The 26,532-nt window shown below is 48.1% G+C and carries 17 protein-coding genes; 13 read left to right on the top strand and 4 right to left on the bottom strand.

Annotation, left to right across the window (positions count from 1 at the left end; translation table 11 throughout):
- Positions 1-37: 37 nt before the first annotated feature.
- The 9 genes from ICL07_RS16985 (at position 38) to ICL07_RS16945 (ending at position 15,231) form a co-directional block, all read left to right on the top strand.
- Entirely contained in the window at positions 38-3,496 is a 3,459-nt protein-coding gene (locus ICL07_RS16985) for a SusC/RagA family TonB-linked outer membrane protein (protein ID WP_188089218.1), read from the top strand.
- Between the two features lie 17 nt (positions 3,497-3,513).
- Positions 3,514-4,875: a RagB/SusD family nutrient uptake outer membrane protein gene (locus tag ICL07_RS16980; RefSeq protein WP_188089217.1), complete on the top strand. Its 1,362-nt coding sequence runs from the start codon at positions 3,514-3,516 to the stop codon at positions 4,873-4,875.
- A 12-nt stretch (positions 4,876-4,887) separates the two neighbouring features.
- Positions 4,888-6,081, top strand: coding sequence for a TlpA disulfide reductase family protein (locus tag ICL07_RS16975; protein WP_188089216.1), 1,194 nt, complete (start codon positions 4,888-4,890; stop codon positions 6,079-6,081).
- Positions 6,082-6,182: 101 nt separating this feature from the next.
- Positions 6,183-7,424 (top strand): hypothetical protein, encoded by a 1,242-nt coding sequence (locus tag ICL07_RS16970; RefSeq protein WP_188089215.1) that lies wholly within the window; start codon positions 6,183-6,185, stop codon positions 7,422-7,424.
- A 464-nt stretch (positions 7,425-7,888) separates the two neighbouring features.
- Positions 7,889-8,443 carry a GNAT family N-acetyltransferase gene (locus tag ICL07_RS16965; protein WP_188089214.1) on the top strand — a complete coding sequence of 185 codons (555 nt, stop codon included), beginning with the start codon at positions 7,889-7,891 and terminating at the stop codon, positions 8,441-8,443.
- A 175-nt stretch (positions 8,444-8,618) separates the two neighbouring features.
- Complete coding sequence (locus tag ICL07_RS16960; protein ID WP_188089213.1) at positions 8,619-9,215, top strand: RNA polymerase sigma factor; 597 nt, start codon at positions 8,619-8,621, stop codon at positions 9,213-9,215.
- 105 nt (positions 9,216-9,320) lie between these two features.
- Positions 9,321-10,322, top strand: coding sequence for a FecR family protein (locus tag ICL07_RS16955; protein WP_188089212.1), 1,002 nt, complete (start codon positions 9,321-9,323; stop codon positions 10,320-10,322).
- Between the two features lie 21 nt (positions 10,323-10,343).
- The gene (locus ICL07_RS16950) at positions 10,344-13,895 is read left to right on the top strand and encodes a SusC/RagA family TonB-linked outer membrane protein (RefSeq protein ID WP_188089211.1); all 3,552 of its coding nucleotides are present in this window, start codon (positions 10,344-10,346) and stop codon (positions 13,893-13,895) included.
- Positions 13,896-13,905: 10 nt separating this feature from the next.
- On the top strand, positions 13,906-15,231 hold the full coding sequence (locus ICL07_RS16945) for a RagB/SusD family nutrient uptake outer membrane protein (protein WP_188089210.1): 1,326 nt from the start codon (positions 13,906-13,908) through the stop codon (positions 15,229-15,231).
- A 133-nt stretch (positions 15,232-15,364) separates the two neighbouring features.
- Here ICL07_RS16945 and ICL07_RS16940 read toward each other — a convergent pair whose 3' ends face one another.
- The 3 genes from ICL07_RS16940 to ICL07_RS16930 form a co-directional block, all read right to left on the bottom strand.
- Complete coding sequence (locus ICL07_RS16940; protein ID WP_188089209.1) at positions 15,365-15,880, bottom strand: flavodoxin domain-containing protein; 516 nt, start codon at positions 15,878-15,880, stop codon at positions 15,365-15,367.
- A 201-nt stretch (positions 15,881-16,081) separates the two neighbouring features.
- Positions 16,082-16,540: an RrF2 family transcriptional regulator gene (locus ICL07_RS16935; protein WP_188089208.1), complete on the bottom strand. Its 459-nt coding sequence runs from the start codon at positions 16,538-16,540 to the stop codon at positions 16,082-16,084.
- Between the two features lie 46 nt (positions 16,541-16,586).
- On the bottom strand, positions 16,587-17,018 hold the full coding sequence (locus ICL07_RS16930) for a 6-pyruvoyl trahydropterin synthase family protein (RefSeq protein ID WP_188089207.1): 432 nt from the start codon (positions 17,016-17,018) through the stop codon (positions 16,587-16,589).
- Between the two features lie 103 nt (positions 17,019-17,121).
- On the opposite strand from ICL07_RS16930, the gene ICL07_RS16925 reads away from it, so the two are divergent.
- Positions 17,122-18,909, top strand: a complete 1,788-nt coding sequence (locus ICL07_RS16925; RefSeq protein ID WP_188089206.1) for a hypothetical protein — start codon at positions 17,122-17,124, stop codon at positions 18,907-18,909.
- Positions 18,910-18,984: 75 nt separating this feature from the next.
- On the opposite strand, the gene ICL07_RS16920 is transcribed toward ICL07_RS16925, so the two are convergent.
- Positions 18,985-20,472 (bottom strand): hypothetical protein, encoded by a 1,488-nt coding sequence (locus ICL07_RS16920; protein ID WP_188089205.1) that lies wholly within the window; start codon positions 20,470-20,472, stop codon positions 18,985-18,987.
- Positions 20,473-20,664: 192 nt separating this feature from the next.
- Here ICL07_RS16920 and rbsK point away from each other — a divergent pair, with 192 nt between their 5' ends.
- From rbsK to ICL07_RS16905, 3 genes are all read left to right on the top strand, one after another.
- Positions 20,665-21,582 (top strand): ribokinase, encoded by a 918-nt coding sequence (gene rbsK / locus ICL07_RS16915; RefSeq protein ID WP_188089204.1) that lies wholly within the window; start codon positions 20,665-20,667, stop codon positions 21,580-21,582.
- A gap of 69 nt (positions 21,583-21,651) precedes the next feature.
- Positions 21,652-24,783 carry a SusC/RagA family TonB-linked outer membrane protein gene (locus ICL07_RS16910; RefSeq protein ID WP_188089203.1) on the top strand — a complete coding sequence of 1,044 codons (3,132 nt, stop codon included), beginning with the start codon at positions 21,652-21,654 and terminating at the stop codon, positions 24,781-24,783.
- A gap of 19 nt (positions 24,784-24,802) precedes the next feature.
- Positions 24,803-26,527 (top strand): RagB/SusD family nutrient uptake outer membrane protein, encoded by a 1,725-nt coding sequence (locus tag ICL07_RS16905; protein WP_188089202.1) that lies wholly within the window; start codon positions 24,803-24,805, stop codon positions 26,525-26,527.
- Positions 26,528-26,532: the final 5 nt, after the last annotated feature.

Here is a 26,532-nt window from a genome sequence, read left to right as displayed (position 1 = left end):
TATTACGGAATTCAAAAATCAACCAAGCCTTATTACCATGAGGAGAGTATGCCTGTTGCTTTTATTTGCCATGCATGTACACCTGGGGTATGCCCAGATCTTACAGAAAACCATCAGCCTGTCGCTGGACCACCAACCACTGTCGGTAATACTGACAGAAGCTGGTAAACAGGCCGGATGTAAAATTTCTTTTCCTGCCGATGAAGTGGCAGCCTGGAAAGACATGTCCATACACTGTACCAACAAATCGCTGGGTGATGCGCTGGGACAGCTGTTGCAGGAAACTAACCTGGCCTGCAAAGCACTGCCCAACGCCGTTGCGGTATTCCGTAAACCGGCGCCGGCCAACCGACAGCAGGAACCTGCCGTGCAGTTAAAAGGTGTCGTGAAAAACGACCAGGGAACACCTTTGCCGTATGTGACAGTAGCAGTAGGCACCACCGGGATGATGACCACCAACAGCGGCGCCTATTTCCTGGCCAACGTAGCAGCCAAGGCAACGGTGCGTATTTCCTGCGTAGGGTATGAACCGCGTACTTTTGTAGCGGCAGACCTGGCCGCTATGTCTGAAGTAGTGCTGAAATTCGGCCGCCACAGCCTCGGCGTGGTGGAAGTAAGCACGGCATACCAGCGTATCCGCCCGGAACAAAGTACCGGTTCTATTGCGGCTATCACGACGAAAGATTATGAGTCCCGCATCAGCACCGATTTTTTGTCCGGTATCCAGAACAAACTGCCTGGTGTGCTCATCAACAAAGACATCAAGTTTGAAGACAACGCACTGTTCCAGATCAGGGGATTGTCTACTATCTCGGCCAACAAACAGCCCCTGATCGTGGTAGATGGTTATCCTACCGAACTTACACTGGATGCGATCAATCCCAATGAAATCAAATCCGTGACCGTGCTGAAAGACGCTGCCTCCGCGACTATCTACGGGGTGCGTGCTTCCAATGGTGTGATCATCATTGAGCGGAAACAGGCGGAGATAGGCCGTACTAAATTTGCGTTCCGCAGTACCCTGGGTATTACGCCGAAAGAGAACTATAGCACTTACCGCCTGGCGCCCGGTGATGTTCCGCTGCGTTATCAGCGAGACTTCAACAAAGACGGCGATGACCTTCCGGTAGATTGGAGTTACTATGTCAATTCCTATCGCAATTATCAGCCCGGATATGATATTCTGTTGGATAAAAAGGCCGGTAACATTACCCAGGCCCAACTGGAAGATCGTTACGCTCAACTGGCGTCCTATAACAATGCGGCTGACTATAGCCGCCTGTTTCTTCGTTCAGCCGTAAACCAGCAATATGACCTGAATATTTCCGGTGGTACGCAACAAGCGACTTATTATGTATCCGCCAACTATACCGGTAACCGCTATACGCAGAAAAACAATAATGATAACCGCTTCCTACTCTCTGCGCGTGCCAATTACCGGTTTAATAAACGTCTCTCCCTGGAACTGACCACCGACTACCTCGAAACCAAAGGACAGGTGGCGCCGGTACCGGATTTTATGAGCCTGTATCCCTACGAACGTTTCCAGGATGCATCCGGCAAACCAGCCGCTATCTTTGGCGGATCATTTATGAATCCGGCATTTAATGATACCCTCATTAAAAAAGGACTGTATGATAATATGAACTATCCGCTGGTTAATATGAATGAAGTAAAGGACCGGAACAGGACAGTGAACAATAAAGTGATCGCCAATTTTAATTATCGTATAGGCCATGGCTTTAGTTTGCGTTTTGGCGGTATTTATGAAAATTCCCGCTCAGATCTGAAGCACTACGCCAGTGAGAAGTCTACTGAAGCTCGCCAGTACGTAAATCAATATGCAGAACAAACTGCTACAGGTATCCTGTTTAATGTGCCCAAAGGTGGTTATATCAATCAGAACAACCTGAACAGCATGAGTTACACATTGAGAGCGCAACTGGACTATAACAAAATCATTCATGATCAGCATTCCCTTAACCTGATACTGGGTGCGGAAACCCGCAAAGTGGTCAGTGAATCTTCCATCAGCTCCACCTTTGGCTATAATGATCAAACCTTGTTACAGTCACCGGTTGATTACAACAAAATCCTTACTTCCTCCTGGATATCGGCTTTTGCGGCCGCCAATCCCATGTTGTCGTTTAACAAACTCTTTGGAAAAACGTACCAGGATGATCGTTATGTGTCGGGGTATTTTAATGGCATATATACTTTCCGCGGGAAGTATTCCTTGTCCGGTAGCCTGAGAATAGATCAGTCCAACCTTTTTGGTACCGATCCTCGCTACCGTTATAAACCGCTCTGGTCGGCAGGTGGCGCCTGGAATCTGGACCAGGAAGCCTTTATGCAGGGACTTACATGGCTGGACGCATTAAAATTACGGGTAGCCTATGGAATCAATGGCAACACTTCCAAGGCCAGCATTCCGTTGATTGTAGCGCAGTACGTGAACAACCTGCGTACATCACCGGTATCTACCGCGCTGAACATGTTGTCTATGGAGAATGCCGCCCTTCGCTGGGAGCAGACCGATAACCTGAATGCAGGATTAGACTTCAGGGTAATAGGCCGCGTATATGGTAGCCTGGATTATTACCAGCGCAAGAGTACCGATCTGCTGGCAGATGCACAGCTGGACCCTACCAAAGGCGCCAGCAGCGCCAAACTAAATGCAGCGTCTATACGAAATCAGGGTGTAGAATTAAATCTGCATGCAGACTGGATCAGCCGCCGGCGGTTCAACTGGAATACAGGGATCGCGCTGGCACATAACACCAACAAGGTATTGAGCCTTTATATCAATAACCAGAAAGCTTCCACTTCCTATTTAGGTTCTAATGGAAACTATGTGGTGGGATATCCTGCCGGGGGAATTTTCAGCTACCGTTATGCCGGACTGGATACTGCCGGGTTGCCCCTGATGTACAATGCTGCCGGAAAAATCAAGACGCCGGGTTTTAGTGCAGCAGATGAAGGGTTCAGTGACCTGGTATATAACGGCGCCGGTATTCCGACCATCACCGCCGGTATCAGCAACCGTATAGACATTGGTAACTTCTATGTGTATTGTATGGTAGATTATTACGGTGGTTTCAGCACCAGAACACCTCCGCCATCACCGTCGGCCAGCCGCCCGTTGGCTGGTTCTGAGAGCTACTTCCGCCAGAAGGGGGATGAGACCGCCACCGATGTAATGGGACTTTATCCTTATTGGCTGATGAATTTGTATCATACCTACGTGTATAACTATGCTGACCGATGGGTAGTAAATGGAGCTTACCTGGTGCTGCGCGATGTAACCGTGTCGTACAACTTCCGGAATACACCGGCTATCAGGCGGATGGGCTTCACCAACTTTGAAGTCAAACTGCAGGCCTCCAATATCGCTACCATAGGGTTCAACAAATTTAACTACAGTTTGGCTACTGGTAGCTTTGCGAGAAGACACCTGGTACCTACCTATACCATCGGCGTATTCACCAATTTCTAATGTATCAACAATAACATATGTACAACAAATGGAAGATATACGGATTGGCTGTACTGCTTACCACGGCCGCTTCCTGTCAAAAATACCTGGATGTAGCGCCTAAAGGCAAAATCATCCTCACTAATGTAAGCGATTACGACCTGTTCCTGAATAGTCAGGACCTGACCTCCAGTGGGGCGCGTGAACTGAATGTAATGTCTGACGAAGTGGATATACCGGCGATACCCGCAGTACCGGAAAAACCGGAAGATCTGGCTTATCTCTGGGCTTTACAGTTCACTACGGATACCAAGACGCCTCCGTTGTTCTGGGGAAAACATTACGGCAATATTTATCGTTTTAACGCAGTATTACAAGGTATTGACGCTGCCGGTAATGGTACAGAGCAGGATAAACGCCGTATCCGTGCGGAGGCGTTATTGGGAAGGGCATTTGAATATCTCTATCTGGTAAACCTGTATGCGAAACCGTATAATGCTGCTACAGCCAGCCAGGACCTGGCGGTACCGTTTATGACGTCTATAGATATCGCAGATAAAACACCCCCTCGCAGTACGGTGGAAGAAATCTATGATCATATTTTCAACGATATCAAAGCCGCTATCCCTGACCTGCCTGCCAACAACGCCGGCAACCGTTTCCGGGGAGCTGTGCCTGCAGCATACAGTGTGCTGGCTCGTGCCTGTCTGTATACGGGCCGTTATGAGGAGGCTGCCCAAAATGCCAGGTTGGCGTTAGGTGATAAACCACCCGCCATCCTGGATTATAACACAATTGCCAGCAAAGCGGCCATTCCTGCTATGGCAGTCCGGCCTTTTGACCTGTATGCGCGTTATTCTACCAACGCTTCCTTTAGAGAGTATCCTACCATTACCATGCTGAAGATGTTTGATGTGAATGATCTGCGGTTGAAGTTGTTCTATGAGAAAACCGGCGACTATACCTATCCGCAGCGGGGTGTGGCTAATTTCAACCCGTCCGGCGCCACTACCAATTTTGGTACCGGTGTGGAAGAAATGAAGCTGATCATCGCGGAGGCCGCCGCCCGCAGCGGCAAGCTGGAGGAGGCGCTGACACAGGTAAACGATATCCGCAAATGCCGTATTAAAAAAGAGGTGTACCAGCCGCTGACTTCTACCAATAAAGAAGATGTACTGGGTTACGTATTTCGCGAACGTCAGTTGGAGCTGGCCTTCAGGGGGCTTCGCTGGTTTGATATGCGCCGTCTCGATGCAGAAAATAAAATGCCGGCAGTCACCCGCTATGGCGCCGGTACTAATGTAATCACTACTTTACCGCCACACGGCGCACGGTATGTTTTACAGATCCCATCCGTTGTATTGCAGTTCAACCCGGATATGCCGCGTAATGCTGAATAATAATCATAAACCATGACTAAAAAAATCCTGTTCAGTATCACGGCCATGAGCCTGTGTAATTTTTTCGTACAGGCGCAGACGTTTACACTCAAAGGAAAGCTGGCCCAAAATACGCTGGCGGTGAATCCGTATATCTATCTGCGTTATGAACTGCGGGGCGAAACTATTGTAGATAGTTGCCGCTTACAACAAGGGGATTATTATTTCAGCGGTAACGTGGAATACCCGGCAGAAGCAACGCTGTCCCTGAAAGTAAGTGAGGAGAAGGAAGCGTATTACAAACAGACACGCCTGCTGAAGCCTTATGAGCATACATTCTTCCTGGATGCCGGCAATATGGTAGCTATCTCAGCAAAAGAGTTGTGGGATACCAGGATTACCGGCGGTGCTGCGGAAACAGACCGGCAGGCAATGAAAGCAGCATGGAGAAAGATCTACGAACGTGATGAAAAAGTACTGAAGCCTAAACGGGATGCCGCTTACAGTGCTAAGGATAGTGTACTCATAGCTGAAGTGAGCCGCCTCTCTGCCAAAAGCGATGCTGAACAGGAAGCCGTCAAGTTACAATTCATGCAGCAGCACCCTCGTACCGGGATTATGCTCAAACTGTTGAAGGAATATACCCGTACTAAAATAGATCCTGCGGTGATTGGCCCGTTGTACGACGGTATGTTGCCCTCCCTGAAAACATCTCCCGAAGGGGTAGCCTTCGGCAAGCGACTGGCCAAAGCGCGGGAAATCAGTCCTGGTCAGCCTGCGCCGCCGGTAGTATTGAAAGACCGCAACGACAGCACCATTACGCTGGCATCGCTGAAGGGAAAAGTGGTACTCCTCGATTTCTGGGGCAGCTGGTGTTATCCCTGCCGCATGAGCCACCCGCACCTGCGGGCCTTATATGCCCGTTATAAAGATGCCGGGTTCGAGATACTGGGCGTATCCAACGAAAGGGGAGAGCCGGCGACCTGGAAGGAAAAATGGACCCAGGCGATGGACAAAGACCAGATGACCTGGCCCAATGTGCTCAACGCCGTGGCCAGTACCGAAAAGGACAAAGGCATATTAAACGCCTATGATGTACAGGCCTATCCTACCAAAATACTGATTGACCGGGAGGGAAAGATCGTAGCCAAATTAGTGGGCAACAGTGAAAGCAGCAACGAAGCCCTGGATACCCATCTGGAGCGGCTGTTAGGCGCAGGTCATTAATACCTTGTTTTGGCCGGTTATAAAAACCGGCCAAATTTTTTATTTTATAAAAGATATTTTTGTCTTTATAGTAACTTAGCACCGGCAAAAAAAGCTGGCCTATGAAGCGTGCAAATACCGGAGCAACAGAGCGGAGATGGGTGACCATCGCGCTGGTTAACCTGATGGTGGTAGCCCTGTTGGGATTATTATTGCGGACAACGCAGCTTTTCCCTTTACCGGGTATCCATTTTGGAAACTGGTTATATGCGCACTCACATTTCGCCTTCGGCGGATGGATCACCCTTTGTTTATTTACCTTGCTGACCTACCGGCTACTGCCACCCGGCAGCAGTAACAAACGGATTTATCCACGTTTGCTGGCGGGGGTATTTATCACCTCCGTAGGAATGTTGCTGAGTTTCCCGTTTCAGGGCTATGCGCTTTTCTCTATTATCTTTTCCACCTTATTTATCGTTTGTACCTGGGTGTTTGAATGGGTATTTATCCGCGACCTGCTGAAAGCGGGAACGGAGCGGTCTGTCACATTGCTGGCAGGAGGCGCGATGGCGTCGCTGGCGTTATCGGCGGCAGGGCCTTTTTCCCTGGCTTATATGATGGCCACGCATCAGCAGGATACCGTGTGGTATCACGATGCCGTATATACGTACCTGCACCTGCAATACAACGGATTTTTTACACTCGGCGTGTTCGCCTTGTTCTGTCACCACCTGGGACCGGCCACCGCGGAAAAGATCCGTTACCGTTTTGCGGTGGCGTTATGTGCGGCGGTACTACCGACCTTGTTTCTGTCTTACCTGTGGCATCCGTCGCCGGTGATGATCCGGGTGATAGCCGGTACAGGCAGCGCTTTGCTGCTACTGGTACTGGCCCGTTTTGCGGAAATGCTTCGTTCCGTTAAACCGGAGTTATATCGTGTAAACCCTTTTGCACAACGTATCGGCGCACTGGCACTCATCGCTTTTGCTTTAAAAACCCTCGCCCAACTGACGACTATTTTCCCGGTTATTGGCAACGCTGTTTTTGTAAACCGACCGATGATTATGATGTACCTGCATTTGGTCATGCTGGGATTTGTGACATTGTATCTCTTTGCACAACTGTTATATGCCGGTTATTTTACTTCCCTGAAAGTATTGGCCGGGCTGGGAATACTGGTGTTTATTGTTGCCCTGGCGTTGAATGAGATAATGCTGCTGATACAGGGGATGCCGGGTGTGTTTAAAATGCCTGGCGTAGTGTATCCGTGGGGATTGTGGCTGGCCGCCTGGGGATTACTGGCAGGAGCGGGGATGGTGGTGGTAGCGGCGGTGAGAAGTTTTATCTGGAAAACCGTATTGTAATATGCTGGAAGATTGTTTGAAGAGCAGAACGTCCAATTTGTTTGTAAGGCATTGTTCTTATTGATAGAGATAGAAAATACTAAGCGAAGCATATTTTTTTACATTTGTATACCACTTTTGTTACACTAATTTGTTTATTATACGAGCAGTAATATATCAAATCAAATATTATCGCGCTATACCCTGGTTAAAAATAAGGATAATGTCATATATGCGTAAATGCCAGTAAATAAGGCAAATGTATATAGATATGGATTCGATATTCAAAAACAAAAATAATTACATAATATTGCAAATATGGCAATGCCAATAAAAATAACACCTACTTTAAAAAATGAAGCTTCCAGAAAGTTCAATGAGACTTTAAATGCTCAGAAGAACAAAAAGCTTTCAGAAGAAACCAAGAATAAGATTTATTCTTTGGTTAATAAAGTATTGTCAAACAGTAACCTCCCGAAATAAAATTGCCAGAACTTTCCGACTACAGTTTTGTTGCTTTAACCCCTGAAGTAGATCTTTCTACATTTAATTGTGGAGACGAGGATATTAATGCTTTCCTCCACAATGATGCTTCAAACTATCAGGATCAAAAAATGGGGAATACGTATCTCTTTCTCTCAGAGAATAGGGAAATAGTGTCCTATTTTACGATTTCCAATGATTGTCTGAATGATTTGGGGGAACAAAAAGGATTTACAAATAACATTTGGAATAAGCTTCACAGAAAAATATCATTGCCTAACCCTAAGCGAATTAGACAATATCCTGCAGTGAAAATTGGAAGAATTGGTATAAGTTTGAATTTTCAGAAGCTAGGGCTGGGGAATCAAATATTAGACTTTATCAAGGGATGGATTACCATAGATCATAAACCAGCCTGTAGATTGCTGCTACTTGATGCCTACAATAAAGAAAAACAATTAGCTTTTTACCAGAAAAATGACTTCATTTTTCTTCTTAATGAAGATGTTGATGAAACGACAAGGTTAATGTACTTTGATCTTACTAAACTCCAATAATAGACTCCTTTTGTTACAATCATAGGTATCGACCATTTTACCGCTTTGGCGTTATATATCCCTGTTTTTTATATATTCCCCCAACTTTAACCCACATTACGTAAATTAGCCCCATCCGTCTCCCGTCACTAGCGGAGACCGGCGAAATGCGATACTATCATGGTAATTTTAACTGATGAACGACCTGGCTGCTGAACCTGTCACATGGTGGAAATTTTTCCTGGAAGGGGATAAAGACGCTTTGTCGGCCCTTTACCGGTTTTATTTCCCGGTATTGTACGAATATGGGGTGAGGTTGCATCAGCAGGAGGAACTGATAAAAGACTGTATCCAGGACCTGTTCATTAAACTCTGGACCAACCGCCGTAACCTGCAGGCGGCCCATGATCCCCGCCGTTACCTGCTGATAGCCCTTCGGGGAGCCATTTACAATAAACTGAAACAGGCAGGCAACCGTAAGGTGGTACCTTATGAACAGCATCACGATTTCCGCCTGACCTTCTCCGCCGAATCGGCCTATATTAAAAAAGAATCTGCCAGCTTGCAATCGCAGCAGCTGCTGAATGCGCTGGAAAAAATGAGTCCCCGCCAGAAAGAGATCATCTACCTGCGTTTTTACGAAGAAATGGAATATGAGGATATTTCTGCCGTGATGGGCATAACAGTCAAAGCGGCCTATAAACTCTATGCCCGGGCTCTGGAAACGCTGAAGGACATACTGCATATCTCGCTGCCTGCCCTATTGTTACTGCTCTCCCAGCACAAAAGCTGACATCTTCCTGAAAAAATAAAAAAAGATTCCAAAACGTGGGGTGTTTTCCACGGTTACTGCTGTCCTATATGCCTGATCTATAGAAATCATTAAAAGAACAGGAATTTGGACTATCATCTGTACACAAAAAATGATTTCCTTGAAGATGCGTCTGTACGGGCTTATGTAAAAGGGGAAGACCCTGCTGCTGCGCGCTTCTGGGAACAATGGCTGGCACAACAGCCCCCTAATAGCGATGCATTCAGGGACGCAACCTTCCTGCTGCGCCATTTGTTGTCCGGTGAACGCATACACGCCCAACCCGGAACGGCGGAAACGTTATGGCAGCATATTACAGCGGCCATAGACACTACCGAGGCTACACCGGTACGCCGTATACGCCCCTGGTGGTGGGCGGCAGCAGCCATCGCCCTGCTATTGACAGGCTCCGGACTGGCCTATTATCTACTCCATTATACCGGCACACAAACGATCTACGCTGCCTATGGTAAAAAAGAAAGGGTGACATTACCCGATGCTTCGGTGGTGACCCTCAACGCCAACTCCAGCCTGCGTTATGCAAAACATTGGGGCCACAACGGCCCGCGGGAAGTGTGGCTTAGCGGAGAAGCCTATTTTGAGGTGCAACACCAAAACGGAGGCGGTTTCCGGGTACATACCGGGCAACTGGATATCGAAGTACTGGGCACCGCTTTCAACGTAAAACAACGCCGGGGTATTACGACTGTATTCCTGGAAAAGGGAGCAGTAAAGGTGGATGCAGGTACGCCGGACAAGTCCTTGGTCATGAAACCGGGAGAAGAGGTCCAATACCGGCAGCAAGAGGAGCTACTCACCAAATATCCTGGCGATGCCGGCGCTGCTGCCTGGATGGATAATAAAATGATATTACACAACACATCGGTGAAAGAAATTGTACAGGTATTGGAAGATACCTACGGGTATAAAGTCATGCTGTCAGATACTTCCATCGCTAACCGGAGAATCAATGGGGAACTGCCATTGAAGAACACCCAAACATTGTTGTACATACTTTCCAATATGCTCGATGTAAGCATAGAGGTTAACAAAGCTGATAGTACGCTGTTATTCAAACCTGGTCAATAAAAGTTAACCGTTTCCCATAAAATGAAAAGAACGCTACTGTTTTGTAGTTCGCTGCTGTGGTTATGTATGCAGTCCCTGTCCGCTGCGGCGCAAAAGAAAATTTCTCTTATCACTGCGCTGGACAAGGTTTCCGCTGCGCTGGGGACCCGTTTTGTATATGAAGTGTCCTTGCTGGCTGATAAAACCACAACCGCAGACCTGAGTGATCTGAAAAATAAACCCGTAGAGGAGGTGCTGAAAACCATCCTGTATCCTAATGACCTGCTGTTCCTGTATGTGGACAAGAACCATTATACGATTGTAGCCCGGAAGAACAAACCCGGAAATAAAAAACAATTACAACCGGAAGACGACCCTTTTCCGGTAGCCGCTGCCATGCGGCAGATACGTGGCAAGGTGGTAAGCAGTTACAACGAACCATTGGCGGGTGTTACCATAAAGGCCGGCCAGTATGCGGGGATGACCAACAATGAAGGAGAGTTTACCCTAAAGGTGGATGCGGCGGAGAGAACACTCGATGCAACAGCCATCGGCTGGCAAGCGGCACATATCGACATCTCTCCGAAAAACGGCTCCTGGTATACGATTACGATGCAATCTTCTACCAGCCTGCTGAAAGAAGTGTCTATCGTGTCTACCGGGTATCAGAAAATTGAAAAGTCACAACTGACCGGCGCTGCCACCGTGATATCGGCTAAGGATTACGATCAGCGTACAGCCGTTACCGGTAATTTCCTGGAAAACCTGGAAGGTAAACTCTCCGGCCTGGTGTACAACGGCGTGTCCGGCGATCTGTCTATCCGTGGGGTATCCACCTTTGATGCGGTGAAACGCCCGTTGATTGTGGTAGACGGCTTCCCTACAGAAATAGATATCAGCACGATCAACCCCAACGATGTCATTTCGGTATCCGTATTACGCGATGCAGCAGCAGCAGCGATATACGGAGTACAGGCCTCCAATGGCGTGATTGTGATTGAAACCAAAAGAGGTAAAAGCGGTAAACCTGTGTTTAGCCTGCGTACCACCTATGCGCTGCAAGCCAGGCCCGACTTTGGATACATGCGCTACGCCGGGTCCTCCGAATATGTGCAACTGATGAAAGACCGTGTGAATATTGGTGGTCATTCGCGTTCGGAAAGACTGCCCGGCTCAGCGGTAGATCCGGTATTTGATCTGCTGTTTCGGGTACAGGAAGGTACCATGACCGCTGATGAAGCAGACCGCCAGATCGCAGACATCGCCCGTTACAACAACATGGCAGATTATAAACGGCTCTTTTATCAAACGAGAACGACCCGTCAGGTAGACTTTGATGTCAGCGGTGGAACGGAAAAAAATACCTATATCCTGGGTATTAACTACCTCGGGGAAACGCCTACGCCTAAACGCTCCGATAATCAGCGTATCATACTGAATTTTGCCAATATCTATAAGCTCTCCAACCGCCTGTCGTTTGATTTCCGGGCTGTGTATAACAATAGTGTCAACAGAAGTGGTAACGTGGTTCCATATACAGATGTGCTACCCTTTCAACATTATACAGACGACCAGGGAAAGGCAATCGCTTCTTTCTACGGCCCCCGCAGGGATATGTTTTCTGCCCGTAGTGTGGAGCAGAACGAAAAAATTAAAGCGCTCGGCCTCTATGATCAGTTGTATTATCCTTATGGAGAATTGTTTGCCAACAGCACGAAGGTCAACCTGACGGCGTTGCGCCTGCAAGGCCGACTCAGTGCAGCATTGACGAACTGGCTGACGCTGGACCTGGGCGGCGTGTACGAAAATCAGCAAACGACTACCGGATTTTTAAGGACGGATGATGCCTATTCTGTTCGCCGCCTGATCAATACAAGAGCAAAGAAAGACCCTTTAACCGGCAAGCCCTTGTTTGTAGATATTCCACAGGGAGATATTTATATGCTGGACAACGGGAAAGACATTGTCTATACCCTGCGCGGGCAGCTGAACCTTAATAAATACTGGAACGATAACCGGCATAATATATCCGCGATGGCGGGAATAGAGCAACGAAAGCGTACAGCCTCCGGTGTAAAGAGCGCTTACTTTGGATACGATGGTGAGTCGCTCATTAACCGGCCTATTAACATGCAGGCATTAAGTTCATGGCTGATTACACCAGCCTTTAAAGAAACCGGCTCCGGCGCCTCTTTTATACCGGAAGAGTATTTTAAGGAAACCAGTCTTGACAGAAGGTTTATGTCATACTATGCACAGGCGACCTATATCTATCTGAATAAATACATTGCCACGGGTAGTTTTCGTATTGATCAGTCCAACCTCTTTGGCGCCGATCCCGCGTATAAAAACAAGCCCCTATGGTCTGCCGGCGCCAGTTGGCGTATACAGGAGGAAAATTTTCTGAAGCCGGTTACCTGGCTCAATAACCTGCAATTACGTATAGCCACCGGGTTTAATGGTAATGTACCCTCTACGGTGAGCGGCCCTTTTCTGACCTTAAGTTCAGGCGTGAATTTATGGCCGGCAGTAGCGGTTCCCTATTATGATGTGTTATCCCCCGAAAACCAGTCCATCCGCTGGGAAACCACCCGCAATTTCAATGTTGGACTGGACTATGCCTTGTTCAATAATCGTATTTCCGGCACCATAGATCTGTACAACAAAAAAACGGCCGATGTATTTGGTACTGTCTCTGCTGACCCTACCACCGGGTTTAATACGTACAGCGCCAATACGGCGTCCATCAGCAACAACGGGCTGGAGTTGATGATCAGCAGTATCAATATCAAAGGAAATCGCTTCAACTGGCAAACACAATTGACCGCTTCCTTCAACCATAACAAAGTGTTGAAGGTGATGACCGCCGTCACCGGCGCTTCCGTTGACATAGTGACAGGGGCCCAGGTAAAGGAAGGGTATCCGATGAATGCACTGTTTAGTTATCAGTATGGCGGACTTAATGAACTGGGGCAGCCGTTTGTGTATAACCGTTATAAAGACAAAAAGATTATGAAATCCATGGGCGATAATATTGTGGACGTGGCTTTTGAGGATTTGGTATTTAGCGGTACCACCACACCTAAACTTGTACTGGGGCTCAATAACCAGTTTTCGCTGGGCAACTTTGATTTTTCTTTTCTCCTGATGTATTATGGCGGTCATGTAATGAGGGTACAGCAGCCCGACCCGGATGATATCATTTATACCGGTAACTATCCGCTACAGGGGGCGAGTAACTTCTGGAAAAAGTCCGGTGATGAAAATCACACCGATATACCTGGTTTCCCAAGATTCAATAGTCCCGGCTACTATTCCTATGCGGCCAAGTTTGGTTATTCCTTTGCCGACAGGTTTGTCCGGAAGGCCGATTATATCCGGTTGCGTGACCTGATTCTGACGTACAACCTCCGCTCCGCTTTCCTGCAGCGAATTGGGTTGAACCGCACGCAGCTGCGACTGCAGGCACAGAATGTATACTGTTATACTTTTAGCGGTAATGATGTAGACCCCGAAGCCATTGATCCGGTAACGGGTTCCAGAAACCTGCCCGTACAGCCTTTTTACAGTTTTTCTTTTTACACTAACTTCTAATACTGTTGACATGAAGAAAATAGGAATGATCATCGCATTGATAACAGTATGCAGCGCTTGCAATAAGTTCCTGGATGTAAAACCCAAAGGAGTGGTGATCCCGGAGAAGCTGGCGGATTTTGAAGGGATACTCAATTCACAAACAATGATATCCAGTTTCCCTACCGCGTTGCTGTATTGTACCGACGATTACTTCGGGGTATACAACCTACAGGAACGGAGTATCCCGGCTAATGCCTATTACTGGCGCCCCGATATAGATGTAGACGACCAGGCCAGTCCCGCCATATGGGGAGGCGGGTATCAGATCGTATATCGTGCCAACATCATTATCAATAACGTGATGAACGCCGCCGAAAGCAATGAACAACGACGCAAACAAATACTGGGAGAAGGATTGGCGGCGAGGGCGGAAATATATTTTACCATGCTGACAGCCTTTGCTAAAGCGTATAATCCGGCAACAGCCAAACAAGACCCCGGATTACCGATAGTTACTGCCACCAATGTGACGGAGCAAATACCACCACGCGCTTCCCTGCAGGACACATTGGATTCGCTCGTGCATGATTTGACATTGGCAATACCCATGCTGCCGGAAGAAAATATTAACACTTACCGATGTACGAAATATGCGGCCAGCGGCATGTTGTCACGCATTTACCTGTATATGGGCAATTATGCCGACGCCGACCGGTTTGCTGACAGCGCCCTCAAAGCGAAACACGCTTTGCTGGATTATAATAAATTTCCCAATTGGCTGGATCTGCCTGCAACGGACTTTAACCCGGAGATACTCTGGCAGCGAGCCAGCATGGAATACGTGATATTGGGCGATATGCTCTATTCCGATACATTGAAAACCTTTTTTCAGGAAGGAGATCTGCGTTATACCCTGCAGACGAGTCAATCCGGCGGCGGTACTACACGCGCAGATCCCGTAGGGTTTGGTAATTACGGCATTACGTTTCCCGAATTATACCTCACCCGTGCTGAAGTAGCAGCGAGGAAAGGCAATATTCCCGTTGCCATGAACCTGGTGAACATGATCCGGAAAGCCCGTTTTAAAACCGATAGCTACCATCCGTTAACGGCGGTTACGCAAGAGGAAGCCCTGGATATAGTGCTGGCGGAACGGCGCCGGGAACTGGCTTACAGCGGACAACGCTGGACAGATATGAAACGCCTGGACCGCGACGGCAGAATGCCGGCTATCAAGCGTATCAACAAAGAAACAGGCGCCGTAATTTCAGTCCTGGAACCTAACAGCAGACTATACACGTTTCAGATACCGGCAAGAGTAAGAAAATTTAATCCCGGTATGGTCATCAACTAAGCAACCGTATTGCTTGCTGTGGAGTACAGGGGGCTGGCCTTAGAGATAGGCTGGCCCCTGTTATTTATATGTCTTTCTTCCTGAAAATACATACAATAACGAATGTAAGATCCATTACATGTCGGTTGACTATTTAGGATTGGACCTGGTAGCGTTGTTGAATATCCTGTACGAGTGGTGAGGTGAGGACCGGATCGAGGCGGTTGAAATCCGATACGTCGAATTGTTGGCCCGTGAGTTTAGCCATGAAACTGCCTGCGCGGACTTTCAGCTTATCGGCCAGCGAGAGGTCGCTGAACCTGATTTTGCCGGGGAGGAAATAACGATGGCAGTGAACAAGGAGCAGTGCGGGCATATTTTGTGCTACGTAGCCGTTCAGTTTGTCTGCTTCTTCCGGCTTGGTAGCGCATACTACAAAGAGATATAAGGGTTTGCCTGCCAGTTGTCCTTCGTGTTGTTGCAGCCAGGGCCGTAATAACATTTTCCCGATATAGATACTGGTGCCCAGTATCAGAAAGTCTGCTGTGGCCAGCTGCGCCGGTGTGACTTTATTCGCTTCTATCGCCGGTACCTGCAGTGTCTGGCTGATCCATTCAGCATATTGGCGTGTAGCGCCGTATTTGGACTGGTAAATGATGATGCCATGCATATAACAAGGGGTATTAAGCATTTCATATTAACAGGGCGGACAGGTGCTGTAGCAGGCCATCCGGAGGATAACGATCCTTTATTTGTTAAGGACAAAATTATCTTCTTTGAATATACCAGCCAAAAAAGTCGACCTGATATAAATCAGGAAGACACATGATTTCAAACAGGTGAAAAAGTATGGCTTAGGAGAGTACGAGGGTTAACAAGGCTTACGGACGCCTTTGAGGTTGTCAATAAAGTAGTTGCCTTTATTGAATTCATCTACCAGCTGTTGGATGGCGGTTTTTTCAAACATCTGTTTCAGCTGTTTTTTAATGTTTTTATACTGGGTATGCATGGGGCAGGGTCTTGTTTCGGAGCATTCTTTCAGGCCCAGTACACATTTGGTAATCACATTTTCTTCTTCTACGGCAGCCAGGATCGCCTTTACCGGCAGTTTCCGGGCACGGTCGGTCAGGTAAAACCCGCCATTGGGGCCGCGCACGGAACTGATCACACGGTTGTTTTGCGTGAGCAACTGTAATATCTTGGCCGTAAATGAACGGGGGGAATCAATGCCCTTCGCTATTTCCTCTATCCCCAGCTTGTTATCTTCCGATCCCTTTAAAGCGATATAAATCGTGGCTCTCAGGGCGTATTCAGCAGTTTTCGACAGCATAATATCAATTCAGACAGATGCAAGATAATAAGAAATGAGGTACCGGTCAAACCGCCGGTACCCATTCCGCGTATGAATCGCTGGTCTCATACAGGCGGAGGCCAGCCAATGTTACCTCAGTGGGTAACACCGCCTGTAAGGCCCGCTGCATATAGATCACCATGTTCTCTGCAGATGGCTCCATCTCCCATACCCACAGGTTTTCCTGTGTGCTGCAACCCGGATGCTCCTGCATATAGGCGGCCGACAGGATCAGGCGATGATCGAAATGTTGTACAATGGTCTGCTGTACCAGCTCCTTGATGATCTTAAAATCCACCAGTATACCCGGGGCAGGCAGGTATTCCTCGTTGCTGCCACGGCCTTTCACGGTTACGTGGAGCTTATACGAATGCCCGTGTATGTTTTTACATTTTCCATTATAGGCATGCAAGGCATGCGCGGTCTCAAAACTGAAAATTTTAGTCAGCTGTAACATGTCCGGTCTGTTGTTTTTAAAAGAATGAAGCTAAGGTACATTTAAAAAAGGATATTTGTGTCCTTTTTTACTAATATTGCTGCCTGAAAACAACTTCATCAACATGCACACATTCCATATACCTGTGATGGGACTGGCTTATACGATCGACAGTCCCGTTAAAGTAGCGCGGTTCGGCATCGCCTCTGTCATCTCTATTATCGAAGACCGGCTCATCGAAATGATGCGGAGTCATTATTACCCGGTGGCAGGCGAGGTGTACAAGCCCATCCCGGTAACAGCGCCCGACTATAGGGCCCGTCGCATTACGGATTACCTGAACCTGGTCAACCGCATCGTAAAAGACCAGGTAGAACAACTCAAAGCCAAAGCCTTTGAAGCAGGATCGGAGATGGTCCGCTACTTTGAGATGTTGCCCGACCACCACACCCTGAAACAATTGTACCGGCAGATGACCAACACCTCCGACGCGGAAGAGAAGGCTTCGCTGGCGTCCCGCCTGCGTCAGGCTATCAAACCCGGCAGCATCGATGTCAACATCATGACTAAAACAGACAAAGACAATTACGATGCAAGCGGACAAGTCATCACCGATGGTTCCGACGCTATCGCCGCTTTGAGAGGGTATGTCAACAGCGACCTGACAAATTCCGCTATCGTATTTTCCGCCGGCATGAATCCGCGTTTGTACAACTACCTGGAGAAATGTCCGCAATTCAATGCCGATGAAGCCGGGAACTTCAGCAAAAAAATTATCGTCAAGGTGAGTGATTTTCGTTCCGCTTTGATACAGGGAAAGTACCTCGCCAAAAAAGGTATCTGGGTCAGCGAATTCCGTATTGAATCCGGCCTCAATTGCGGTGGCCACGCTTTCCCCTCTGATGGCGTACTCATGGGGCCCATCCTCGAAGAGTTTAAACAACGCCGGCAGGAACTCACTGACGCCTTGTTTGCCCTGTATCAACCTGCATTACAAAACAGGGGACTAAAAACCTTTCCATATCCGCCACCGTTAAAGATCTCCGCCCAGGGTGGTATTGGCACCGCCGCAGAAGACCTGCTGCTGCATACCTACTATGAACTGGACGGCACCGGCTGGGGCACACCCTTCTTACTGGTACCCGAAGCCACTACGGTAGACGACGATACGCGGCAACGCCTCTGCAAAGCCACCACGGAAGATCTTACGCTAAGCTATCATTCTCCGCTCGGCGCCCGTTTCCATTACCTGAAAGGCAGTACCGCTGAAGAGGAAAGGCTGGCCCGCATTCAGGCCGGTAAACCGGGTAGTCCCTGTACGGAGAAACACCTGTCGTTTAATACGGAGTTCACCGAAAAACCCATCTGTACTGCTTCCCGTCAATATCAACGTTTAAAGGTAGCACAACTGCAGGCGCAGCAACTACCGGAACCGGTATACCAGGAACAGCTACAGGCAGTGCTGGATAAGGAATGTTTATGCGTTGGCCTCAGCAACGCCGCAGCAATCGAATATGAACAGCCGTTTGTAAAAGGCCGGAAGTCTGTGAATATCTGTCCCGGCCCTGGTATTGCATACTTTAATAAAGAAGTGTCCCTGCAAACGATGACGGACCATATCTATGGCCGCGACAATATTCTCAAAGGCAGCAACAGGCCACATATGTTCCTCACAGAACTGAAGCTGTACCTGGATTACCTGGCGGAGCAACTGGCAAAAGCCCGCCGGGAAGATACGCTGGCACAACAGCAAAAATATTACCGGGGATTCTGTGGACAACTGGCGAATGGCATTGATTATTATTACCGGTTGACTGAAACAGGTGTACTGTCAGCAGATGAATTATTGCCTGGATTAGAACAGGCAACGCAGCAATTGACGGAAATAATTCAAGTATATGCGTTAGCGTAGTACACAGCCCGGCACAAGGTGCCGGGCTTTTTTCTCTTACGTTATTGGAGCAAGCAGCTATTAACCCTGGGAGCATTATTTTGTCAATTGTTGTTTAATCCAGCCACCAAAATCAAAATATTTGCGCAGCTGCATTTCGTACTTATCTTTTTCCGCGCTTTCCAGTACCGGACCAATCTTTTCCCATAGCTGCCGGTTGCGGACAGGCCCGTTTTTAGCCGGTGTAGCTTTGATGGTTTTAAACAACATACTTTCAATTTTTAGTCTGACGCTGGCATACTGGAAAGCCCGTTTAAAGGAACGGATTTCATAATCGAGATAAGCCAGGTTGCCGCCTTCATAATGTACCAGTATGCTCAACAGGCGTGCTGCCCGGTATATTACTGACTGGTGACTGACTTTGCCGATCAGTACGATTTCGTTGATGAATTGCTGGGCTTTTTTGTATTGCCCTGCATGGTAGTAGGCTCTGCCTGCACAGAAGAAAAGCTCGCATTGTTTTTCTTCATCGGCCATGCTATAGGCTTTTAAGAGGCTGTCATCACGGTCTTCTATATACGCAATAGCGGCGTTGTATTCACCGGTACCCATCAGCAGCACCAGCTGGTAAATCATCACGGACTTACGTACCATATACCGGAAGTATTCCGGATAGGTGTTGTCATCCAGTTGCCCGAGGCGTGCTACATAAAATGGCATTTCTTCATAACGGCCGGTGGTGCGCAGACTGTCCAGTATACCATCCAGGGCGGCGAGGTAATCGAGCGGCGGATGTTGCCACAGCACTTTGTTTTTTTCAAAGAGACTGTTGAGCTGATAAAAGGTTTTTAAGGCCGAACGATAGTCGCCGATGTTGGTGAAGAAGGAAGATTGAAAAAGCAGGTGCAGTTTGCGCGACTCCAGGTTGTTGCCTGCTTTAGCGTTGACAATACTCATTTCACTCAGTACAAGATCGTTCAGCTGCCGTTTCTCTTCTTCGGACACCGCTTTGCCGGTAGTTTGCAACCGGTATTTCAGTAGTTCATACAACGAGTAGTGTTCATGTGTGCTGCGGATATCCTTGATGGCGTTACGCGCTTTCATTTGTATCTCCACCAGTTTTTTTTCTGTCAGTCCCTGGAAATTAAAGGCAGCCAGGTGATTGAGTTCCTGGCGGAAAAAAAGGTAATTGATAAACTGATCTTGTATAACATCGGCCATCTGTTGCAGTTTTTTTAGTTCGCGGTAGCCTTCTTCGGGAAGGTTGCGCTCTTTCAGCATATTTACCCGCAGCAGACCGTATAACAATTGAAAGCTGTCGTCTTCCTTCACGCGGGATTGTATCAGGCAATCGGTCAGTATGCGCAGTAAATAACGGGCGGCGTTATCCAATGATATACCGGCATGCGACTGCCGGAATTTTTCTTCCAGTTGTTCCCGTTGGGTAAAATCATTTTTATCGATCAGATCAAATAAAGTGATGTATTCTTTTGTACCGGTATGTTTACGGGTATACAACCGGAACTGGCGTTTTTCCGATTTGGATAAAGTTTTCACTAAACGAATAACTGCTGTCCGGGACATAACGGGAGAATTTTGAAATTAATGGAAAATCCTGGAATTCTTTTAATTATTATGGTTGATAATCAATGATATATAAGATATTGAACCAACTGGTTACTGCGGTTGTAATTCAGGAAAATAACAAAGAATGGTCAAATAATGAATTTTTAACCGGATATTTTTGGTTTAACAAGCTGATAAAAAATTCCTCGTATGGACATTAAAAGAATAGTTGTTGTTGGCAGCACCAATATGGATATGGTGGTGAAAACAAGTCATATACCTGTACCCGGAGAAACGGTCTTAGGCGGTTCCTTCTTTATGAATCCAGGTGGCAAAGGCGCCAACCAGGCTGTCGCAGTAGCACGTTTAGGCGGTAACGTTATCTTCATTTCCAAAGTCGGCAACGATGTGTTTGGCAAACAATCGGCCCAGCTTTTTGAAGAGGAAGGTATTAATACTTATCATGTGCTCTCTGATGCGGAAATGCCTTCCGGCGTAGCGCTGATTACAGTGGACGACGCGGGGGAAAACAGCATCGTAGTGGCTTCGGGCGCGAACGGTAACCTGTTTCCCGACGATCTGAAAGATGCCTTACCCGAGATTGCCGCTGCAGGTATCCTGCTGATGCAACTGGAAATACCAATGGAGACGGTGCAGTTTGTAGCGCAATACGCCGCAGAGAAAGGCGTGCGTGTGATCCTCAATCCTGCACCGGCAAATACGCTGGGACCGGAGTTGTTACGTTGTGTGAACATCATTACGCCGAATAAAAAAGAAGCGGAGATGTTATCGGGTATTAAAGTGAATAACCTGGACAGTGCGAAAAAAGCGGCGAAAGCTATCTGCAGTCAGGGCGTGAATACGGTGGTCGTCACCATGGGGCCACTGGGTGCGGTGATATGCCAGGAAGGGAAAATACAGGTAGTGCCGGCGCCACAGGTGGAGGCGGTAGATAGCACCGCGGCCGGTGATGTATTCAATGGTGCGCTGGCCGTAGCATTGTCGGAAGGCAAAGATATCCCCGATGCGGTGACTTTTGCCTGCAAAGCTGCTGCCATCTCCGTTACCCGGCTGGGCGCCCAGTCATCTATTCCCTATCGCAATGAATTCATCGCCGGTAATATATAACCGGACAATATAAGGAACCAACCGCCAGGCCTTCGTTTACCATCGTTCAATCAACCAATTCTACCCGTTATGAAAGTAAAACCTTTTTGGGGGGCGCTGGGCCTCTCCATATGCATCCTGCATACAATACCGTTGTACGCTTTCAGGGAGATTCCACTTCCCGTCACATCATCCATCCTTCCCCATGTGTATAATAACGTTTCCGGTAAAGTCGTCGATGGTCAGGGCAAACCCGTACCCGGCGTAACAGTGGCCGTAAAAGGCACTTCCGTCGGCACTACTACCGATGAGCAGGGTAACTTCAGGATCAGCGTCAACGCGCAACAGGTGATCGTCTTCTCCTATATCGGATACAAAAACCAGGAGATCATATACACTGGTCAAACAACGTTGACGGTTACACTGGAATCCGGTTCTACCACACTCAATGAAATTGTAACCGTCGGTTATCAAACACAACGTAAGGTAGACCTCACCGGCGCTGTTTCCGTAGTGTCGGTGAATAACCTGAAAAATGCTTCTACTCCCAATCCTATACAGGCTTTACAGGGACAGGTTCCCGGCCTTTTTATCACCACCAGCGGAGACCCCAGCGGTGCGGCTACGGTACGTATCCGTGGGGTGAATACACTCAATAACAATGATCCGCTGTATATCATCGACGGTGTACCTACCAAATCGAGTGCCTTTCAGATCCTCAATGCGGAAGATATTGAATCCATCCAGGTACTGAAAGATGCATCCTCCGCTGCGATCTATGGCGCCCGGTCTTCCAATGGGGTGATCATCGTTACCACCAAACAGGCCAACGTGAGTAAAACGGTGGTCAATTTCAGCTCCCGTTTTACGACTTCCAAATACACTACCGCTCCCAAAGTGCTGAACACAGAGGAACGCGCACGGATACAATGGCAGGCTACTATTAACGACGGATTAAATCCCGACAATATTCCCTATGTAAAATATGACTGGAGCCGTAATCCGGACGGTACGGCTACGCTGCATGGCCTCACTATTCCAGCCGAACTGGCGCCGGGCGTGCCTTCTGCAAACACCAACTGGTTCGATGAAATTTCCCGCAGCGGATTTATACAGGAATACAACCTGTCGCTGGCTTCCGGTAGTAAAAACGGTGGCGCCTATATGTCGGTGGGATATATGAAAGATAACTACATCGAAAAATTCAAGGACTTTCAGAAATTGTCGCTGCGCATCAACTCTCATCACCGTTTCCTGAACGGGAAAGTGAAGATAGGAGAGAACCTGTCTATCACGAATGGTATCAATAACGGCGACGCCTCTACTTCCTCTTTTGCTGATGCCCTGCAAATACAGCCGGTGCTGCCGGTCCGCCTGCCCAACGGAGCATATTCCGGTCCTATCAACGGTAACTTTGTAGACCATCCCAATCCCTTGATGGCCCTGGATCTAAACCAGTGGGACCAGATCAATGCACTCAATATATTCGGTAACGTATATGCGAATGTGTATGTAACGAAAAACCTGACGATCAACGCCAGTCTGGGTGCGGAAAATGCCAATACCACCGTGCGGGATATACAGCGCAAATTCTCCACCGGCTTTATCAGCCGCACCATTAACTCACTCAAAAATTCAAAGTCCACCGAGTTTAACTGGAACTTCAACACCACCATCCAATATAACCTCGAGGCACAGCAACACCACGTTACTTTCCTCGTGGGTACGGAAGCGGTGAAAAACAACTACCGTGTCAATTCCACCTACAAGGAAAACTTCGCGCTGGAAACGCTGGACTACTTTGTGGAAAGCGCCGGCAGCGGCAATCAAACGGTCAGCGGCAATGCCAACAGTTCTGCGTTGTTGTCTTATTTCGGTAAGGTGAACTACTCTTTTGACAACCGGTATCTCATTTCTGCTTTGTTGCGTTATGATGGTTCTTCCCGTTTCGGTAAAAACAACCGCTTTGGTACTTTCCCCGCGGTATCTGCCGGCTGGCGTATCAGTGAAGAAAGTTTTATGAAAGACAGGGTTGCGTTTATCTCCGACCTGAAACTACGCGGTGGATGGGGGACTACAGGCAACCAGGAAATACCTAATACAGCGCGGTGGGGATTGTTTGAAACCTATTACGGATTGGGCGCTATGCCTTTTACGTCCGATAATGGTACGGCCTACGATATTGCCGGTGCTGATTCCGGCCCGCTGGCATCCGGTTTCCGGCAGATACAAATCGGTAATGATAACCTGCGCTGGGAGTCTACTACGGAGAGAAATATAGGCCTGGATTTCGGATTGTTTGATCAGCACCTCACCGGCTCTTTCGATCTCTTTAAACGTTCTACCAAAGATATTCTCATTTCGCCGGCCTACCTGGCAGTGCAGGGGGAAGGCGGTACCCGTTTTGTGAACGGCGCTTCCGTAGAAACAAAAGGCTTTGAAGCTGCGTTGAGTTATCAGAACAAACTAGGGGAATTCAGCTACACCGTTACAGGGAACATCGGGCACTACAGCGACCGGATCACCAATCTGCCGGCCAATGTGGTCCACTCTTACCCGGGTAATTCCGAACAAACTATTTTGGGCAGATCCATGAATTCTATCTTTGGCTATGTGGCTGACGGACTTTTTAAGACCCAGGATGAGGTAGATAAAAGCGCCGTGCAACCTGGTAAAGGCATTGGCCGTATCCGTTATGCAGACCTGAACGGTGACGGTGTTATCAATACGCTCGATCAACGTTACCTGGGCATTTCTTCTCCCCAATATTCCTATGGATTGAATTTACAGGGAGCATATAAACGTTTTTCCATCAGCATCTTTTTACAAGGCGTAGCAGGTATCTCCGTATACAATGAACGTAAACGGTTTTCTGATTTCACCGATCTGTGGGCAGGCACCAACTACGGCCGCCGTACACTGGATGCCTGGAGCCCTTCCAATCCCAATTCCACCATTCCTGCTGTTACTTTATCCGATAATAATAACGAAGGCAGATTGTCTTCCTACTTCATTGAAAACGGTGGCTACCTGAAACTGCGGGAAGTCAGCATCGGTTACCGGTTGCCCCTGAAAAAAATGGAGCCTGTCCGTTTATATGTCACCGGCCAAAACCTGCTCACCTTCAAAGACCGCTCCTTTACCGCGCCGGACCCGGAAGATCCCGGTTATGGCTTCCCCCGTCCGCGTAAGATCATCTTCGGGTTTAATGTCTCCTTCTAACAATTTAAAAAACAGCGTTATGAAAAATATGATATTGATATGTGGGTTGATGATAGGGCTGTCTTCCTGCAGCAAGTTTCTGAATGAACCGCCTAAAGGCATGGTGGGCGCCGATGACCTGAATACGCCGGAGAATGTGGATAAACTGGTGGTGGCCGCTTATGCAAGTTTAGGAAATGACCACTGGGAAGTGCCCTATACCAGCGGCTGGGTATTTGGCAGCGTACGGTCGGATGATGCTTACAAAGGTGGACTGGGAACAGCCGACCAGGGCGAGTTTACCCAGTACGAAGTATTTTCTACCATCCAGGAAAACCAGAGCCGTGGTAACCTGCTGTGGACAAGGCTCTTCATGGGTGTGCAACGAGCTAACCTGGCGTTGAAAGGATTGGCTAAAATGAATGAAGGTATCTTTCCCCAATTAAAAAACCGGCAGGCGGAAGCACGGTTCTTACGCGGACACTTTTATTTCCTGTTAAAAGAACATTTTAAGAAAGTGCCTTTCATTGATGAATCGATGAAAGATGACGATATCAACAAGGTATCCAACGTACAATACACCAATGACGAGCAGTGGAATAAAATCGCCGCTGACTTCCAATTCGCCGCTGATAACCTGCCGGTGCAGGAAGAACAGCGGGGACGGCCTGGTTCCTTTACGGCTAAGGCATACCTGGCAAAGGTACGTTTGTATCAGGCCTATGAACAGGATGAAAAAAACAACGTGGTCAACATCAACAAGGAAAAATTAAACCAGGTGGTGGACCTTACCACCCAGGTAATTAATTCCGGCCGTTTTGGATTGTCCGATGATTATGCTAAAAACTACCTCTGGCAGTTTGAAAACAACCGCGAGTCCATCTTTGCCGTGCAACGTTCCCTGAACGATGGTTCGGAGGTCGGTCGCATCGATATGTCCACCGCGCTCAACTACCCCATGTACCCGGCTTATGGCTGCTGCTCTTTCCACCGGCCCAGCCAGAACCTGGTGAATGCGTTCCAGACCGGCAACGACGGTCTGCCGCTGTTTGAAACGTTTAACAACGCAGAAATGAAAGACTCCGCCGACTTCCAGGACCACTCTTTCGATCCGCGTATAGACCATACCGTAGGATTACCCAGCCACCCCTTTAAGTATCAGAACAAGATTATTTACCGTACGGAAACCTGGACCCGTGGCCCGGAATTATACGGCCCTTTCTCCGGTATGAAAACCGTTGTACAGGCCGATTGTCCGTGTTTAACCACCGCTAAAGGGTATGCCTATCCGGCCAGCTCCATGAACAACGATGTATTGAAACTGGATGATGTGATCCTCTGGAAAGCCGAGGCGCTGATAGAACTGGGGCGGCAGGATGAAGCGCTGGACCTGATCAACAGTGTCCGGCAACGGGCCATGAACAGTACGGGGATGTTAAAGGATGCTAACGGTAAGCCCTACTCGAAATACGTGGTGGCGTTGTATAAACCAGGTATCAATATCAACTGGACGCAAGCCACCGCCCGCCAGGCCCTGCAATGGGAAAGGCGCCTGGAATTTGGCATGGAAGGCTATCGTTTTTTTGATTTGGTACGCTGGGGTATTGCAGCAGAAGTTTTAAATAAATATTTTGATGTAGAAAGTAAACGGCGTAGTTACCTGAAAATCGGACATTTCGCTAAAAACCGGGATGAATACCTGCCTATCCCGACCCAACAGATTGACCTGAGTGATGGCGTGTATAAACAGAATGCCGGCTGGTAATAGCA

Source organism: Chitinophaga qingshengii (genome assembly GCF_014529935.1).
Classification (GTDB): Bacteria; Bacteroidota; Bacteroidia; order Chitinophagales; family Chitinophagaceae; genus Chitinophaga; species Chitinophaga qingshengii.
This window is presented reverse-complemented; position numbering and strand designations above follow the sequence as displayed.